The sequence below is a fragment of the Streptomyces sp. NPDC054783 genome, assembly GCF_053611725.1.
On sequence record NZ_JBSHAY010000003.1, the window covers coordinates 427,365 to 443,923 of the forward strand.

Genomic DNA, 16,559 nt, shown 5'->3' on the forward strand with positions numbered 1-16,559 from the left:
CCGTCCCCTCTGTCTCACGACAGCCACTCGACCGGGTGGTTTGACGCTGGAAAGCCCAGTAAAACCGGTAAACCCCGTTACCCGTAGCTCCGTAACCCGTAGCTCCGTAACCCTGTAACCCGTCGGGCTCCGGGCTAGCCCTCCAGCAGCCGCTGCCCCACGTACTCGCCCTGCGCTGCCCCGCCCGGGACCGCGAACAGTCCGCTCGCCTCGTGCCGGATGTACTGCGACAGCGCGTCGCCCCGGTCGAGCTTGCGCTGCACCGGGACGAAGCCGCGCAGCGGGTCGGCCTGCCAGCAGACGAAGAGCAGACCGGCGTCCGGCGTGCCGTCCGTATCGAAGCCGTCGTGGTAGGAGAAGGGGCGCCGCAGCAAGGCCGCGCCGCCGTTCTTGTCGGGCCGGGTGATCCGGGCGTGGGCGTTGAGTGGGACGACGTACTCGCCCTTGGCGTCGGTCTTCTCCAGGTCCATCGGGGTCGTCTCGTCGCCCCCGGACAGCGGCGCCCCGTTGGACTTCCGGCGCCCGATGACCGCCTCCTGGGCCGACACCGACAGCTTCTCCCAGTCGTCGAGGAGCATACGGATGCGGCGTACGACGGCGTACGAGCCGTTCGCCATCCAGGCCGGTTCGCCCGAGGCGGGCACGAAGATCCGCCGGTCGAAGTCGGAGTCGGCCGGCTTCGGATTGCGGGTGCCGTCCAGCTGGCCCATGAGGTTGCGGGCGGTCATGGGGTGCGCGGTGGCGCCCGGGGTGCGGTTGAAGCCGTTCATCTGCCAGCGCAGCCGGGCCGCGCCGCCCGCGTCCTTCTGGATCGCGCGCAGGGCGTGGAAGGCGACCAGGGCGTCGTTCGCACCGATCTGCACCCACAGGTCGCCGTCGCTGCGTGCCTTGTCGAGGTGGTCGGAGGAGAAGTCCGGCAGCGGGTCCAGCGCGGCCGGCCGCTGCTTGTCCAGGCCGGTCCTGCCGAAGAAGGAGTGCCCGAAGCCGAAGGTGATCGTCAGCGTGGAGGGCCCGGCGTCGCGGGCCACATCGGTGTCGCCGTGCGGCGCGGCCTCGCCCGCCAGCAGCCGCTCGGCCGTCGTGGACCAGCGGCGCAGCAGGGCCGCGGCCTCCTTGTGTCCGGCGCCCGCCGCCAGGTCGAAGGCGGCGAGGTGGCCGCGCGCCTGGAGGCTCTCGGTGATGCCGGGCTGATGTTTCCCGTGAAACATCGCCCGGTCGGAGCCCACCGATGTCAGCGGGGTGGCCGGGGCGGGCGCGGCGGCATAGCCGACGGCCCCGCCGGTCGCGCCGAGCACGAGCCCGGTGGCGCCCGCGGTGCCGAGCAGGGCGCGCCGGGAGAGGCCCGCGCCGTCGCCGGACGTGGCTTCGCGCGCGGAGGACTCGGGCGTACGGGCCTGAGGGACGGACTGGTCGGGCATGGTGTCGTTCAGCCGATCTGCGCGTTCTTGGAGACGGTCACCTGGTCGATGTCGGAGGTCCGCACGGTGACGGCGATCTTCCAGTCGCCCGCCATGGGGATCTGCACTCCGCTCGCCGACCAGTGGCCGGTGGTGATGTGGTCGGGGGTCACGGGGAGCGGGCCGATCTTCTTCGCCTCGAGGGTGAAGGCGACCTTCACCTCGGGGATGTCGAAGGCCCGGCCGTTGGGCCGCTGGACGTACACATGCATCTCGTTGCCGCCCACGCGCGCGGGGTCGAGGTCGATGCTGACGACACCCTTGCCGTCGGCGCCGCCGGTGTCGAAGGGCATGTCCAGGGTCAGCGCGCCGTTCGAAGGCGCTGTGGCCGCACCGGAGGACGACGAGGAGGCGGCCTTGGCATCGAGTTCGGTGCGGCCCGGCTCGGTCTGGGTCAGCCAGGTGGTGACGGCGAGCAGTACGACCGCGACACCGGCCTCGGCGAGCACCGTACGGCGCAGCCCGAAGCGGTTCGCGTCGCCGTCCCGCAGCCGCTTCTGCCGGGCGGCGTCCATCGCGGCCCGCTGCCGGGCGAGCTGGGCGGCGCGCTGGGAGTCACCGGAGCCGGTGTTCCTTCCGGCCGCCTTCGCCGCGGTGACGTGCTCCTTCTCGGCTTCCCCGTCGATGTCGACAACGGCGGTGTCATCGGCCTGGTCGGCGAGCCGCCCCGTCCACCGCCGCGAAATCGAGGCGATGCCGACCAGCAGCGCCACCAGCCCGATCTTGACGAGCAGCAGCTGCCCGTAGCGGGTGTCGGTGAACGCCGACCAGGCGCCCAGTTGCCGCCAGGACTGGTAGACACCGGTGGCGACGAGCACGACGACGGAGCCGAAGGCCAGCCGGGAGAAGCGGCGGACCGCGGCGGACTCCACCGGTGTCCCGGCGGGCGCCCGGTACAGGGCGACCAGCAGGGCGGTGAGCCCGCCCAGCCAGGTGGCGACGGCGAGCAGGTGGACGACGTCGACGGGCATGGCGATGCCGGGCTGGAGCCCCACCGAGGCATGCTCGGCCATGGCCCAGCTGCTCGCGAGGCCCGCCGCGACGACCACGCCGCCGATGGCGAGCCCGAAGGTCAGATCGCGCTTCTCCGGGCCCTCCTCGCGCTTGGTGAAGGCGCCGAAGAGGACGGCGATGAACAGTGCGGCGGCGGCGAGCAGCAGCAGCCGGGAGACCAGCGCCGCGCCGGTCTTGGTCTGCAGCACCTGGCCCAGCAGTCCGAGGTCGAAGACGTCGGCGAACTTCCCGGAGGTGGTGTACGAGCCGCGCAGGAGCAGCAGCCACAGGGTGGCCGCGGTGAGCGTGAGCCAGCCGCCGACCACCAGCCGCTGCAGGGCGCGTACGCCCGCGCCGCGCTGCCAGCAGGCGAGCACGAAGGCCGCGCCGCCGGCGAGGACGATGAACCCGGCGTACGACGCGTACCGCCCGAACGCGTAGAGGCCGCCCACGGCGCCGCCGCCCGCGACCGGCCCCGTGCCGGACACCACGGTCTGCGAGGGCGCCCCGATGGAGAAGGTGTAGGCGCCGGAGACGGGGTGGCTGTCGGCCGAGACGACCTGGTAGGTCACCGTGTAGGTGCCGTCACCCAGGCCGCTCTTGAGCTTCACGGCGTACGTCGTCCCGCTCAGGTTGGCCGGTGTGCCGGTCTGGACCGGCTTGCCCCTGGGGTCGAGGACGCGCAGGGAGTCGTCGTTCATCGCCACCTTCTCGGAGAAGGTGAGCGCCACCTGGGCGGGTGCCTGCTTGACCACCACCCCCTGTGCGGGGTCGCTGCCGGTCAGCGCCGCGTGCGCGGAGGCCGGTCCGGCACCCGCGAGCAGTGCGCCCATGACGGCGAGGAGCAGCAGCACCAGGGTGCGCAGGCTGCCCCGGTGTCCCGTGGGGGTGATGGTCCGCGTCACGGTGGTCGGTTCCTCCCTCAGTGGCCGGTCGACGGGTTGTACGTGGCGGACTTCACCGGCATCTCGACGGTGAGCGGCCCGGACTTGGCGAAGATGAGCTTCACGGTGACCGTCTGGCCCTGCTCCGGCTTGCGCTTCAGCTTCTCGAACATCAGATGGTTGCCACCGCTTTTGAACACGAGTTGACCGTGGGCGGGTACGGCGAAGGAGCTCTTCTCCTGCATGGCGCCGCCCATGGTGCTGTGCATGGTGATCTGGCCGGCGACGTCACTGGTCACCGAGGTCAGCTCGTCCTCGGCCCCGCCCTTGTTGGCGATCGTCAGAAAGCCGGCGGCCATGTCGGCGGAGACCGGCTGCGGTATGTACGGCCCGCTCACCGACAGTTCGGCCTTCGAGGACCCGGACCCGGGATCGGAGCCCGAGCCGGAGCCCGAGCAGCCTGCGAGGGTCAGGGCGCCGGCGAGCGCGGCGGCCGCGGTGACGAGGGCAGAACGGCGCCTCACGGATTCGCCCCCTTGACGAGCTTGGGCAGGTCCTTGGTGTAGTCGTCGACGGTGGTGTCCTCGCCGTAGAGGACGTAACCGCCGTTCGTCTTCGGGGAGAAGGCGATGACCTGGGTGCCGTGGACGGAGACGAGCTTGCCGTTCTTGTCCTTCGTCGTCGGTTCCACGGAGATGCCGACCGAGCGGGCACCGGCCTGGATGGTGGGGAAGTCCCCGGTCAGGCCGATGAACTGCGGGTCGATGCCCTTGAGCCACTTGCCCAGCTCGGCCGGGGTGTCGCGGCCGGGGTCGGTGGTGACGAACACGACCCGCAGGTCGTTCTGCTCGGCCCTGGGCAGCGCCTTCTTGGCGACGGCGATGTTGCTCATCGTCGTCGGGCAGATGTCGGGGCAGTGGGTGTAGCCGAAGTACAGCAGGGTCGGACGGCCCTTGGTCTCCTGGCGGAGGTCGTACTTCTTGCCGTGCGTGTCGGTGAGGACCAGGTCCGGCTTCTCGAAGGGCTGGTCGAGGACCGTGCCGGCCTTGCCCGAGCCGGACTCCTCCGAGACCACGGAGACCGGCGACTTGCCGTCGTTCCCGCTGCCGCAGGCGGAGAGGGTCAGGGTGGCGGCGGCGAGCAGCGCGGCCGCGGCGAACGTCTTCTTGCGCATAGAAAAATGTCCCAGATGTGAGTAATCCGGCGCGCACCGGGGGTCGTACGACAGCCAGGACAGCGTCGCACGCGCCGCACGCCCCCCGGTGCGCGGTCCGGAAGGCCTAGGCGGTCCGGCGGCGGCCGGCGAGGACGCCGTAGGCGACGCCCGCGACGCCGACGGCGATGCCGACCACGGCGAGCACGCGCGCGGTGGTGTCGGTGTCGTGGGAGCCGGATCCGGAATCGGCGGCGGTCGTGGTCGCGGCCTTGTCGGAGGCGTCCTCCGCCGTGCCGTGGCGGTCGTCGGTCGCGGCGGACAGCTGCAGCACCGGCGCCGGGTTCTCCGGCTCGTCCTGCCCGGCCTGCGGCACCTCGATCCAGCGCACGACCTCCTTGTCGGAGTACGTCTGGAGCGCCTTGAAGACGAGCTGGTCGGTGTTCTCGGGCAGGGCGCCGAGGGAGAGCGGGAACTTCTGGAAGTAACCCGGCTGGATGCCCTTGCCGTCGACGGCGCTCCAGATGACCCTGGTGACGGCCTCGTCGATCTTCTCGCCGTGCATGGTCAGCGGCTTGGCCGGCTTGGTCTTGGTGACCTGCACGTGCCAGCCGGCGACGGGCTGGGGCATGACCGAGGCGAGCGGGTGGTCGGCCGGGAAGTCGACCTCGACCTTGGTGGTCGAGGCGTTGTCGCGCTCGTTGGGGACCTTGAAGTCGACGACCGCGTAGCCGCCCTTGGCCGCGGCGCCCTCCGGCTGTACGGAGACGTGTGCGAAGGCGGGTACGGACAGCGCCAGTACGGCCGTGCCCGCGGTGCCGGCGGCGGCCAGGGCACGGGAAGCGATACGAGAAGCCTGCATGGCAGGAGCACTCCACTCTGAGAGTTCTGGTGAGGAAGAGAGGTACGCGCACGCGCGCGTGCCGCGCGACGGCGGCAGCTCTCTCCGGATCCGTGGAGTGGTGCGCGCGTCGCGTCAGGCGGCGAGACGGAAGCCGGCGGCGGGCGGGCCGCGGCGGATCACCGTGTGCTGGAGTGCGGTGGTGTGCGGGCCGGGTGCCTCGTCCCGGGCGGTACGACGGCCGCGCGGGAGGAGCCGCGGGGCGGGTAGCAGCCCGGCGCACAGGGCGCGCGTCAGCGCGAGCGCAGCGCGCAGGGACCGTACGAGCGCCCCCTCTGTGACTCCGTGCGCCGACAGTTCGATCAGACGCAGCAGCGCCAGGTCGCCGCGCCGCAGCAGCCAGCCCGCGGCGACGGCCGCGAGGACGTGGCCGAGCAGCATCGGCAGCGAGGGCAGCAGCGCGGGGGAGGAGCCGGTGGCGTCGTACGCGTGGTGCATGCCGCCCATGACCGCAACGGGCCGGCCCGAGCGGTCGACGAGGTGGGCGGCGAGCAGCAGGTGGAAGGCGCGCCCCGGGGTCAGGGCGGTCGGGCTCGCCCCGCACAGCAGTCGCGCGGCCTGCTCGACCAGCGCGGGGTCGCTGAGCGAGGAGCCCGCCGAGCCGGTGGAGTTCATCGACTCCATCGACCCCGTCGCCATCCCACCGGTGGCCATGGCGGTCCCGTGCTGGCCGAGCCCGAACAGCGTGTGCAGGGCGGTCTGGCCGAGCGCGAGGAGTGCGGCGATGCCCGGCAGCGAGCGGGTCCGCCCGGCGAGCGGCACCACGAGCAGCAGACAGCCGAGGAAGCCCGCGCCCAGCGTCCACAGGGGCACGCCCGCGCAGGAGGCGACGGTGTGCCCGCACGCGGCCAGCGCGACGCAGACCGCGGCGAACACCGCGGCCCGCAGGATCCGGAGCCCGGCTCCGGGTTGCGCCGTGCGCGCGTGGGGGGCAGTCATGGCGGCCTCATCATCGCACTGCGCTTGCCGGCGTCCTGTGGCAGGGCCGGGGGATCGTCCCTCATACACTGATTCCTCCCTAAGCGCATCGGCTGTATGGGCGGAGTCACGTCAACTGTGTGCTTACGGTCCCCTACGGGCGGCAATACGTATCGGTATGTCGTTCCGCGGCCAGGAGGCTGGAGCATGAGCATCTGGTGGTCACTCCATCTGCGCCGCGAGGCCGCGAGCGTGCCGCTCGCCCGGCGGCTGCTGATCGGCACCATGGAGACGGCGGGCGTCGACCCGGAGATCTCCTACGACCTGTCCGTCGCCCTGACCGAGGCCTGCGCGAACGCCGTCGAGCACGGCGGGAACACGCCGCACGGCGGCACCTCGGAGGCGTACCGGGTGACCGCGTATCTCGACGGCGAGAAGTGCCGTATCGAAGTGGCCGATTCCGGGCCGGGGTTCTTCCGCGCCCAGGAGCTGCGGCCCGCCCGCCCGGACGCCGAGCACGGCCGCGGGCTCTGTCTCATCCGGGAACTCGCCGACCACGTCCACATCGGCGCCAAGCCCGGCCGCGGCGGCACGGTGGTCAGCTTCGACAAGATCCTCAAGTGGACGAAGGACCCCTCGCTGCTGACGGCATAGCCGGGGGCGCTTGGCGGCGCCGCGGACGCACGACGGACCGGCGCACGGCGCCTCGTGAGCCCCGCTCAGGCGTCCAGCACCTTCGCCAGCACCTCCAGCGCCTCCGGATACGCCCGCTCGCGGGGCGTGCCGTAGCCGACGACCAGGCCCTGCGGGCGGTGCTCGCCAGGGGCGTGCCAGTGGTCGCCGAGGGCACCCAGGGCGAGGCCCTCCGCCTCCGCGCGGCCCAGCACCTCCGCCTCGTCGGGCACGTCGATCAGCGCGTGCAGCCCCGCCGCGATCCCGCGCACGCCCCGGCCCGCGCCCAGCCGGTGCAGCAACTCGTCCCGGCGGCGCCGGTAGCGCAGTCGGCACGCGCGCACGTGCCGGTCGTACGCGTGGCTGTCGATCAGCTCGGCGAGGGCCAGCTGTCCGATGGTCTCGGTGTGGTGGTCGCTGTGCAGCTTGGCGTCGGCGACGGCGTCGACCAGGTGCGGCGGCAGCACCATCCAGCCGAGCCGGAGTGCGGGGCCGAGCGTCTTGGAGGCGGTGCCGAGATACACCACCTGGCCGGGTGCCATGCCCTGCAACGCGCCCACGGGCTGGCGGTCGTAGCGGAACTCGCCGTCGTAGTCGTCCTCGATGATCAGCCCGCCACGCGCGCGTGCCCAGTCGGCGAGCGCCCGCCGACGCTCCGGGTGCAGGGTCACCCCGGTCGGGTACTGGTGCGCCGGCGTGACCACCACGGCGGCCGCCTCGCCGAGCTCCTCGGGGCGCACCCCGCGCGCGTCGACGGGCGCCGGCAGGATCGTTCCGCCATTGCGCCGCACGACCTCCCGGTGGAACGGCAGTCCCGGGTCCTCCATGGCGACGGCGGCGCCGTCCAGCACGCGCGTGAGCAGCGCGAGGCCCTGGACGTATCCGGACGTGACGACGATCCGCTCCGGCGGCGCGAGCACTCCGCGCGCCCGGCCCAGATAGCCGGAGAGCGCCGTGCGCAGCTCGATCCGGCCGCGCGGGTCGCCGTAGTCGTACGCCAGTGAGGGTGCCGTCGCTATGGCCCGGCGCAGCGCGCGTAGCCAGGCCGCCGCCGGGAACGCGCCGACGTCCGGGCTGCCGGGGCGCAGATCGAAACGCGGGGCATGCGTGCGTGCCGCCGTGCCGGGCTCCGCCGAGGCGACGGGCGGCAGCTCGGCGACCCGGGTGCCCGAGCCCTGGCGCGCCGTCAGGTATCCCTCGGCGACGAGCTGGTCGTAGGCGGCCTTGGCGGTGCCGCGCGAGATGCCGAGCTCGGTGGCGAGCCGCCGGGTGGCCGGCAGCCGGGTCCCGGGCACGAGCCGCCCGTCCCGTACGGCGTCCCTCAGGGCCCGCTCCAGGCCGATGCGGCGCCCGTCCGCCGAATCCGGCTCCAGATGCAGATCGACACCGACACCGGACCAGAAGTCGTTCACGAGAACCTTCCCCCCAGGCACGCGAAAATGGCCGGGCACCTTCCCGGTACCCGGCCATTGAAACCCAGATCAGCCCTTCAGCGCGGCCATCCACGCCTCGACCTCGTCGGAACGGCGCGGCAGGCCCGCCGAGAGGTTCCTGTTGCCGTCCTCGGTGACGAGGATGTCGTCCTCGATCCGGACGCCGATGCCCCGGTACTCCTCCGGCACGGTCAGGTCGTCGGCCTGGAAGTACAGCCCCGGCTCGACCGTCAGCACCATGCCGGGCTCCAGGACACCCTCCACGTACGTCTCGGTCCGCGCGGCGGCGCAGTCGTGGACGTCCATGCCGAGCATGTGGCCGGTGCCGTGCAGGGTCCAGCGGCGCTGCAGGCCCAGCTCCAGGACGCGCTCCACCGGGCCCTCGACCAGGCCCCACTCGACGAGCCTCTCGGCGAGCACGCGCTGGGCGGCGTCGTGGAAGTCGCGGTACTTGGCGCCCGGCTTCACTGCCGCGACACCGGCCTCCTGGGCCTCGTACACGGCGTCGTAGATCTTCCTCTGGATCTCGCTGTACGTGCCGTTGACCGGCAGCGTGCGCGTGACGTCGGCGGTGTAGAGGGTGTGGGTCTCCACGCCCGCGTCCAGCAGGAGCAGGTCGCCGGAGCGGACCGGGCCGTCGTTGCGGACCCAGTGCAGGGTGCAGGCGTGCGGACCGGACGCGCAGATGGAGCCGTAGCCGACGTCGTTGCCCTCCACGCGCGCGCGGAGGAAGAACGTGCCCTCGATGTAGCGCTCGGAGGTGGCCTCGGCCTTGTCGAGGACCTTCACGACGTCCTCGAAGCCGCGGACGGTGGAGTCGACGGCCTTCTGCAGCTCGCCGATCTCGAACTCGTCCTTGACCAGCCGGGCCTCGGAGAGGAAGACGCGCAGCTCCTCGTCGCGCTCGGCGGTGACCTTGTCGGTCAGCGCGGCCTCGATGCCCGCGTCGTAGCCGCGCACGACGCGTACCGGGCCGGTGGCCTCGCGCAGCTTGTCGGCCAGCTCGCGCACGTCGGCGGCCGGGATGCCGTACAGCGCCTCGGACTCGGCGAGGGAATGGCGGCGGCCGACCCACAGCTCGCCCTGGCCGGAGAGCCAGAACTCGCCGTTCTCGCGGTCGGAGCGGGGCAGGAGGTAGATCGTCGCCTCGTGGCCGTCGCCCTGCGGCTCCAGGACCAGGACGCCGTCTTCGGTCTGGTTGCCGGTGAGGTACGCGTACTCGACGGACGAGCGGAAGGAGTACTCGGTGTCGTTCGAGCGGGTCTTCAGGTTGCCCGCCGGGATCACCAGGCGCTCGCCCGGGAAACGTGCGGACAGCGCGGCGCGGCGGCGGGCGGTCTCGGCGGCCTGCGGGACCGCCTGCAGATCACGCAGCTCCGTGTCGGCCCAGCCGGACTTCATGTTCTCGGCCAGTTCGTCGGAGACGCCCGGGTACAGGCCGTTCTTCCGCTGCTTGATGGGCTCCTCGGATTCGGTCTCCGGGCCCTCTGCGGTAGCAGAGTCGGGCACAGCCGGGTTGAGCTCGTCGGACACGTGATCCTCCTCGATACGCCATGTGATCTCCCCCGGGACCCGCGCGCTCCTGCTTGTGGCCGAGCGGGGGCCTCCATCATCGTACGGTCGTACCGTGGGCGGACCGGGGTCGGATGACCTGTTATGCCCGCTCATGCCAGCCCCCGGGGCGCCGGCTCAGTCGAAGCGGGCCGCCAGCAGCACCACGTCCTCCTCGCTGTCGGCCTCGTCCAGACCCTCCGGCAGGACGGTGCGCAGGACGTGGTCGGCGACGGCGCCGGGGTCGTGGCGCAGCGCGCGCGGGATGCTCGCGGCGGCCGTGTGCAGGCGGGCGAAGGCGCGGTCCGTCGGGTCGCCGGTACGGTGCAGCAGCCCGTCGGTGTAGAGCAGGACCGTCTCCCCGGCCTCGGCCTGGAACTCGACGCTCGGCGCCTCCCAGCAGGCGAGCATGCCGAGCGGCGCGGAGACGGAGGTCTCGGCGAACTCGGTGCGCCGCTCGCCGATCAGCAGCGGCGGGCTGTGTCCGGCGCCGGCCAGGGTGATCTTGCGCAGGGCGGGCTCGCAGTAGGCGAACAGCGCGGTGGCCGAGCGGGCGGGTTCGGTCAGCCGCAGCAGCAGTTCCAGGTCGGACAGGACGGCGACCGGGTCCTCGCCCTCCATCACGGCGTACGCGCGCAAGCTGGCGCGCAGTCGGCCCATCGCGGCCACGGCGCTCGGACCGGAGCCGGTGACCGAGCCGACCGACAGGCCGAGCGCGGCGTCCGGCAGCGGCAGCGCGTCGTACCAGTCGCCGCCGCCGCGCGGGCCGGTGCGGTGCCGGGCGGCGAGCTGGACGCCGGGCACGCGGGGCAGCCGGGTGGGCAGCAGTTCCTCGGTGATGGTCGCCACGCGCGCGCGGGTGCGTTCCACCTCCAGCAGGCGGGCGAGGTGCTCGGTGGCGAACCGGACGTAGAGGCCGGCGAGGTGGCGCCGGCGCTCGTGGGGTTCGGCCGGCTCGTCGTAGAGCCAGACGGCGGCGCCGAGGCGGCCGGCGGAGTCGGTGGCGAGGGGCAGGGCGTAGCTGGCGGCGTAGCCGAGGCGGGCGGCCACCTCCCGGTGCCGGGGGTCGAGGCCCTCCTCGGCGAGCAGGTCGGGGTGGACGATCTCGGTGGCCGTGCCGGTGTCGTACGGCAGCGCGCCGGGCGGGACGGTCTCGATGTGGCCGAGGTCGGCCCGGCCGAATCCGAGGCCGAGGGTGGTGCGGGGGCCGAGTCCGTCGCCGGGTTCCAGGGCGACCAGGCCGCGGCGGGCGCCGACGAGGGCGGCTCCGGCGCGCAGGAGTTCGTGGAGGGCCGGTTCCAGTGCGTTCGTGCGGGACAGGCGCTCGGTGAGTTCGTGGAGGGTCGTGAGGTCCGAGACCCACCCGGCCAGCCGGTCCTGGAGGAGGGCGCCGGGCGCGGGGGTGTTCGGGGCGGGGACGGGAGCGGTGTCCGGGGAGGGGCCGGCGCCGACGACGGGGTGAGTGGGCGCAGTGTGTGCGGGCGCCGGAACCGCTGGATCGATTCCAGCCACTTTCGGAGGGTGCGGGGCGTTCATGGCGTCCGGCCCTCAGACCGGTGCGTATTGCTGAAAAGCATCGCAAACCCCCATGTCATTCTGCGCCGCTAGCAGTGTCTCCACATGTACACGCACTCGTGAGGGGATGTCCAGCATTGTCCTGCGGGGATTCCTGGTGTCCATGAGTCGGACGAGGTTTCCCTCGAACCCCTTGCCTTACTGCCAAGTTGGCTGAAAACTGCACCAGGTATCGGTCCATTGCGGTCGACTGGCCTTGCTCCACGCAGCGTCACAGCGGTCGTGATGGGTACGTACTCGGTGAAGGCCAGGGGTGGTTGGGGACCACCCGGAACCTGGCGACGGACCCGGGCGTCATAGCCACCGACGGCCGAGCCCCATCCTCCCTGGCGGAGGCGGAGAGAAACACGCGCGACGGCAAAACGCCATACTTCGCCACCCCCGCGCCGCGACCGTGCCTTTGAAAGACGCACTATGGACGCGGACGCGGCCCATGCTCGACCCCTTGGGGTTCCCCCTGCCGTACGCAGGGGTGTGATGCGCCAACAGGTACGCACAGTGAAGTGATCGACACATGGTGTGATGTGGACCACGGTGTTGCCAGCGGTGCAACGGAAAGGAACGAGCGCTCATGCGCGAGATCCTCGGAAGGCGACGCAGGCTCCTGTCCAGGCGGAACGACGGGAGGCCTGAGCTGATCAGCGCGGCCCTGACCTTCGCGACCGAATGGCAGTGGCCCGTACTCCCGGGCGTGGCCCCGGACCCGCACGGCCGGGCCCGCTGCGGCTGCCCCGACCAGGAGTGCACGGTGCCCGGTGCGCACCCCTTCGACCCCGGTCTGCTCGCCGCCACGACCGACGCCCGCATGGTGCGCTGGTGGTGGGCCAACCGGCCGAGCGCGCCGGTCATCCTGGCCACCGGGGGCAAGGCGCCCTGCGCGGTCAGCCTGCCGGCGCTCGCCGCCTCCCGCGCCCTCGCCCTGCTCGACCGGCGGGGCATGCGCCTCGGCCCGGTGATCGCCTCGCCGACCCGCTGGGCCCTGCTGGTGAAGCCGTACTCCATGGAGCAACTGGGCGAACTGCTCTACGCCAAGGACTTCGTCCCAGGCTCCCTGCGCTTCCACGGCGAGGGCGGCTACCTCGCCCTGCCCCCGACCGAGACCGGCCAGGGCACCGTCCGCTGGGAGCGCGCTCCGCTGCCCGGTTCGTCCTCGCCCTGGGTGCCCGACGTGGAGGCCGTGGTGGACGCCGTGGTCGACGCCCTCACTCGTACGGGTGTGAGCGCGCCCGAGTTGTAGTGGTGTCGGGCGTGGGCGGGGCCGCGAGCCGCGTCGGCTCGTTATCTTCCGCACATGCTGCGAATGTCTGGGGGACATGGCCGCCGGTTCTCCGGGGGGCCATCCGGGCGGCACGGCCGCCGATCGGTGCGGGGTGCGGTGCGGTCGCCGAGGGTGGGACCGACCGCGGCGAACCTGCCGGACTCCCGGAAGCTGCGGCTGCTCGCGCTCCTGGGTGCCGTGACGGCCGCGGTCGCGCTGCCGCTCGCCGTGGCGTCCGCCGGGCAGGTGGGCGGGGCGGGCGGGCACGCGGGGACCGGGAAGGCGCGGGACGCCGTACGGGCCGCTGGGCGTGAGGGCGCTTCGGGGCGCGCCTTCGAGAACACCTCGGGGCGCGCCTCCGAGAGCGACCAGGCCGCCGGGAGCGAGCCGGGCTCCGGGCGGGGCGACGGGGGCTCCGGGCCGGAGGACGCCAAGCTGCCCTCGCTCGACCGGTCCCCCCGGCTGCTCGAACTGGGCCTGGGCACCGCCATGCGGTGCGGCCCCCAGCTCACCTCCCCCGACGGCATCGAGGCGCAGACCTGTGTCCTGTCGCAGGACACCGACACCTGGGCCCGCACCTACTACCGCAACTCCACCGGCAAGTCGCTGGACGCCGTGCTCAGCCTCATGGGTCCGGGCGGCCACAGCCTGGAGATCCACTGTGTCACAGGCGGCGACGACGAGCCCGCCACCTGCGAGACGCCCCGTGAACGCAGCCGGGGCGGCATGGACGCCTACACGGCCGTCACCGAGTTCGCCACGCGCGGGGCCCACGGCAGGCTGCTGCTGCGCTCGGGCAGCGACTCTCCGCACACCGACGGCAACTCACGTATTGATAACAAGAGTTAACGGTGGTTGACGTTCCGCGACGTGCTGTCCACGTCGTACGCGGGCATGGAAAGACCCGGTTGCTGGCGACGGGGGATGCACCAGCAACCGGGCTACTGGAACGGTAACAAGAGATCGGCGGTTCGCAAATTCCGGCTGGGGCATTCGGCCACCGATTTCCCTGTCACCAGGGGGAGTTGTGACAGGAGTCACCTGTTTCGCCGGCCGTGCGCGCGCCTTACCGACCGTTCAGTAGTCAGACGCGCGCGGCGGCGTCAGCTGAGCGTGACCTGCCGGTTGGTCAGTCCGCCACGCGCCCGGCGCTCATCCACGGTCAGCGGCTCGGTGACGGCCAGGGCGGCGGCGAGGCGCTCGGCGAACTCGGTGGCCGGCTTCTCCACGTCGTCCGCCGTGACCCCGCTCGGCAGGTCCCAGACCGGCACGGTGAGGCCGTGAGCACGGAAGGAGCCCACGAGCCGGGTGCCCTCGCCCAGACGGGAACGGCCCGCCACGTGCAGCCGCGCGAGAGCGTCCAGAAGCTGCTCCTCCGGATGCGGCATCACCCAGCGCAGATGGTTCTTCTCCGGGGTCTCGCACCAGTACGCGGCGTCCACACCGCTCAGCCTCGCCGTCGGGATGGCGGCGGCGTTGGCCCGCTCCAGGGAGGCGGTCACCTCGGGCGTGGCGTTCTCCGCGTCCGGCACCCAGAACTCGAAGCCGCTCTGCACGACCGGCTCGAACGGCGCCTGGAGGTCGAGCACGTCCTGCAGCCGCGGACCGCCGGCCGGGGCGCGGCGGCCCTGCACCGGGGTGCCGGGCTCGGCCTGGAGGGCGCGCTGGAGGGTGTCGGCGAGGTCGCGGCTGAGGTCACCGGACGCCGTGTCGTTCTGCAGGCCGAGCAGGACCGAGCCGTCTTCGCGGCGCAGCGCGGGCCAGGCCATCGGCAGCACCGTGGCCAGCGTGACCGACGGGACGCCCTCGGGCAGGCCGTCCTTGAGGGTCAGCTCGACCGTCGCGGCCGGCACCAGTTCGCGCAGCGCCACCCAGTCGCACTCGCCGGGCAGCCCCTCGAACGGGCGGTGCACCAGCTCCGTCACGGCGTGTGCCGCGGCCCGGCCGTGACACGCCTTGTAGCGCCGGCCGCTGCCGCAGGGGCAGGGCTCGCGGGCGCCGACAACCGGGACCTCCGCATCGCTGAGCTGCGGCCGCTCGGCCTTCGTCTGGGGTCGCTTCTTGGCCATCGTGGGTGTCTCCCGGTTACGGCTCTTCTCGTACGGGCGCGAGCCTAGCCGTTCAGGCCATGACCGGCTGGGACCTGTGGACAACGCACGCCCGCACGACGCCAACGGTGTGAACCTGTGGACAACTTCGGGGTGCCCTGCGGCTCGGTCATGCTCCTGCCGACGGCGGTGCTCGACCGCCGGGGCGGCTCTTGACGGCGGTTCAGTCCACGACGTTCGGTGCAGTGCACGCCCGGCCGGTGCAGCCCTCGCGCGCCGGCGTCGGCCCTTGCTCGTCGGGTGTGGGGCTGGGTCTTGGTCTGCGGGTGTGGGTCTTCGGGTGCCGTCCGCCGGTGCGGTCCTCGGGTTCCGCGCGCCGGGCCGGCTGCTGACCGCGGTCCAGATGTCCCCGGCTTCGGTGCAGTGCACGACTGGCCGGTGCAGCCCTCGCGCGCCGGTCCTGGTCTTTGTCCGTCGGCTGAGTGGATGAGCCCTCGTCTGGCGGTGCGGCTCCCGGTCTCCGTCCGTCGGTGCGGGCCCTCGGGCTCCGCCCGCCGGGCCCGGCTCCCGGTCTCCGCCAGTCGATGGGGTCCTCGGGCTCCAGCCGCAGGCCGAGGACCTCGACCGCTTCCACCGACCCGGAGTTCTCCACGGCGTGGCTCAGGCCCTGGACTGCGTCCGGCGTCGGCCCAGCTCCTCGACCGTGTGCGTCGGTGTTGCCCCTCCTGCCCCGTCCGCCGGTTCAGGTCCTCGGGCTCCAGCCGCAGGTCCAGGTCCTCGACCGCGTCCGCCGAGCCGGGGGGTTCTGGCCGCGTGGCTCAGTTCCTCGGCTACGGCCCGCATCGTCGGTCCGGTTCTCTCGAGCGTGCCCCTCGGCCCAAGCCGTCGACGGTGTTCGTCGGTCCGGGCTCTCGACCGTGTCGGCCGGTCCGGTTCCTCGACCGTGCCCCTCAGTCCAGGTCGTCGAACGCGTCCGCGAAGTCCAGGCCGGGGAGGGGCGGGAGTGCGGGGGACGTGACGCGCGTAGCGAAACCGTCCGGGCCGCACCCGGCATCGGGATCGTGGACGTCCTCGTGGACCACCACCCAGACCGTCACCTCGCCGTGGACGTCGTCGCGGACGCCCCAGTCGTCGGCGAGCGCCGTGATGATGTTCAGCCCGCGGCCGCCGTGCGCGGTCACCGACGGGGTGGCCGGCACCGGGCGGGTCGGACCGCCGCCGTCCGTCACCTCGACGATGAGCCGGCCCCGCGCGTCGACCTGCCACGCGGCGCGCACGTCGCCGTCGCCCGCCAGCGCGTCGCCCAGGGGCCGCCCGTGTTTGCAGGCATTGCTCAACAGTTCGGAAAGGATCAGTACGGCATCGTCGACGACCGATTCGGACACGCCCCCGCTGCGCAACTGCGAACGCATCCGGTGCCTCGCCTTCCCCACGCCCGCAGGGCCATGGGGTACGGCCATGCTCGACGACGTGGGCACCTCCTGTGCCACCACCAACGCCACCCCCGAGACCTCCTTTGCCCCACGCCACGGTGTGGATGCCCCATTGGCCTGTACCGGAAACCGGCCAATCCTCTTCCGGTGACGCATTCGCAACGACCCTGCACGGAGCGAACGCGCCGGAGCACTCCCTGTGACGAAGACCTTTCCTCGGGTCATTCGTATGGCTGGACTTCAGCGGCTGGATTTCAGTGGTGTGGCCGAGAGTGGAGGATTC

General features: G+C 72.5%; 14 protein-coding genes. 3 read left to right on the forward strand and 11 right to left on the reverse strand.

Annotated features, from left to right (window positions below):
• Window positions 1–134: 134 nt before the first annotated feature.
• The 6 genes from efeB to ACWGJ5_RS08870 form a co-directional block, all read right to left on the reverse strand.
• Window positions 135–1,418 (reverse strand): iron uptake transporter deferrochelatase/peroxidase subunit, encoded by a 1,284-nt coding sequence (efeB, locus tag ACWGJ5_RS08845; protein WP_453309046.1) that lies wholly within the window; start codon window positions 1,416–1,418, stop codon window positions 135–137.
• Between the two features lie 8 nt (window positions 1,419–1,426).
• The gene (locus ACWGJ5_RS08850) at window positions 1,427–3,355 is read right to left on the reverse strand and encodes a copper resistance CopC/CopD family protein (protein ID WP_453309047.1); all 1,929 of its coding nucleotides are present in this window, start codon (window positions 3,353–3,355) and stop codon (window positions 1,427–1,429) included.
• A gap of 17 nt (window positions 3,356–3,372) precedes the next feature.
• On the reverse strand, window positions 3,373–3,858 hold the full coding sequence (locus ACWGJ5_RS08855; protein WP_453309048.1) for a copper chaperone PCu(A)C: 486 nt from the start codon (window positions 3,856–3,858) through the stop codon (window positions 3,373–3,375).
• The gene (locus tag ACWGJ5_RS08860; RefSeq protein ID WP_453309049.1) at window positions 3,855–4,508 is read right to left on the reverse strand and encodes an SCO family protein; all 654 of its coding nucleotides are present in this window, start codon (window positions 4,506–4,508) and stop codon (window positions 3,855–3,857) included. Before ACWGJ5_RS08860 ends, ACWGJ5_RS08855 begins: the two co-directional genes overlap by 4 nt.
• 106 nt (window positions 4,509–4,614) lie before the next feature.
• Entirely contained in the window at window positions 4,615–5,349 is a 735-nt protein-coding gene (locus ACWGJ5_RS08865; RefSeq protein ID WP_453309050.1) for a YcnI family copper-binding membrane protein, read from the reverse strand.
• A gap of 114 nt (window positions 5,350–5,463) precedes the next feature.
• Window positions 5,464–6,327 carry a hypothetical protein gene (locus tag ACWGJ5_RS08870; RefSeq protein WP_453309051.1) on the reverse strand — a complete coding sequence of 288 codons (864 nt, stop codon included), beginning with the start codon at window positions 6,325–6,327 and terminating at the stop codon, window positions 5,464–5,466.
• A gap of 186 nt (window positions 6,328–6,513) precedes the next feature.
• Here ACWGJ5_RS08870 and ACWGJ5_RS08875 point away from each other — a divergent pair, with 186 nt between their 5' ends.
• Entirely contained in the window at window positions 6,514–6,960 is a 447-nt protein-coding gene (locus ACWGJ5_RS08875) for an ATP-binding protein (protein WP_453309052.1), read from the forward strand.
• A 65-nt stretch (window positions 6,961–7,025) separates the two neighbouring features.
• Here ACWGJ5_RS08875 and pdxR read toward each other — a convergent pair whose 3' ends face one another.
• From pdxR to ACWGJ5_RS08890, 3 genes are all read right to left on the reverse strand, one after another.
• Window positions 7,026–8,390: a MocR-like pyridoxine biosynthesis transcription factor PdxR gene (gene pdxR / locus ACWGJ5_RS08880; RefSeq protein ID WP_453309053.1), complete on the reverse strand. Its 1,365-nt coding sequence runs from the start codon at window positions 8,388–8,390 to the stop codon at window positions 7,026–7,028.
• A gap of 69 nt (window positions 8,391–8,459) precedes the next feature.
• Window positions 8,460–9,944: an aminopeptidase P family protein gene (locus ACWGJ5_RS08885; RefSeq protein WP_453309054.1), complete on the reverse strand. Its 1,485-nt coding sequence runs from the start codon at window positions 9,942–9,944 to the stop codon at window positions 8,460–8,462.
• A gap of 156 nt (window positions 9,945–10,100) precedes the next feature.
• Complete coding sequence (locus ACWGJ5_RS08890) at window positions 10,101–11,498, reverse strand: PP2C family protein-serine/threonine phosphatase (RefSeq protein WP_453309055.1); 1,398 nt, start codon at window positions 11,496–11,498, stop codon at window positions 10,101–10,103.
• Window positions 11,499–12,108: 610 nt separating this feature from the next.
• Between ACWGJ5_RS08890 and ACWGJ5_RS08895 the strand changes: the two genes are divergently transcribed.
• Both ACWGJ5_RS08895 and ACWGJ5_RS08900 read left to right on the forward strand, forming a co-directional pair.
• Entirely contained in the window at window positions 12,109–12,774 is a 666-nt protein-coding gene (locus ACWGJ5_RS08895; RefSeq protein WP_453309056.1) for a bifunctional DNA primase/polymerase, read from the forward strand.
• A gap of 153 nt (window positions 12,775–12,927) precedes the next feature.
• Window positions 12,928–13,644 carry a hypothetical protein gene (locus tag ACWGJ5_RS08900; RefSeq protein WP_453309057.1) on the forward strand — a complete coding sequence of 239 codons (717 nt, stop codon included), beginning with the start codon at window positions 12,928–12,930 and terminating at the stop codon, window positions 13,642–13,644.
• Between the two features lie 254 nt (window positions 13,645–13,898).
• On the opposite strand, the gene ACWGJ5_RS08905 is transcribed toward ACWGJ5_RS08900, so the two are convergent.
• Together ACWGJ5_RS08905 and ACWGJ5_RS08910 are read right to left on the reverse strand one after the other, a co-directional pair.
• Window positions 13,899–14,864, reverse strand: coding sequence for a DUF5926 family protein (locus ACWGJ5_RS08905; protein WP_453309058.1), 966 nt, complete (start codon window positions 14,862–14,864; stop codon window positions 13,899–13,901).
• A gap of 929 nt (window positions 14,865–15,793) precedes the next feature.
• Complete coding sequence (locus tag ACWGJ5_RS08910) at window positions 15,794–16,432, reverse strand: ATP-binding protein (protein WP_453309059.1); 639 nt, start codon at window positions 16,430–16,432, stop codon at window positions 15,794–15,796.
• Window positions 16,433–16,559: the final 127 nt, after the last annotated feature.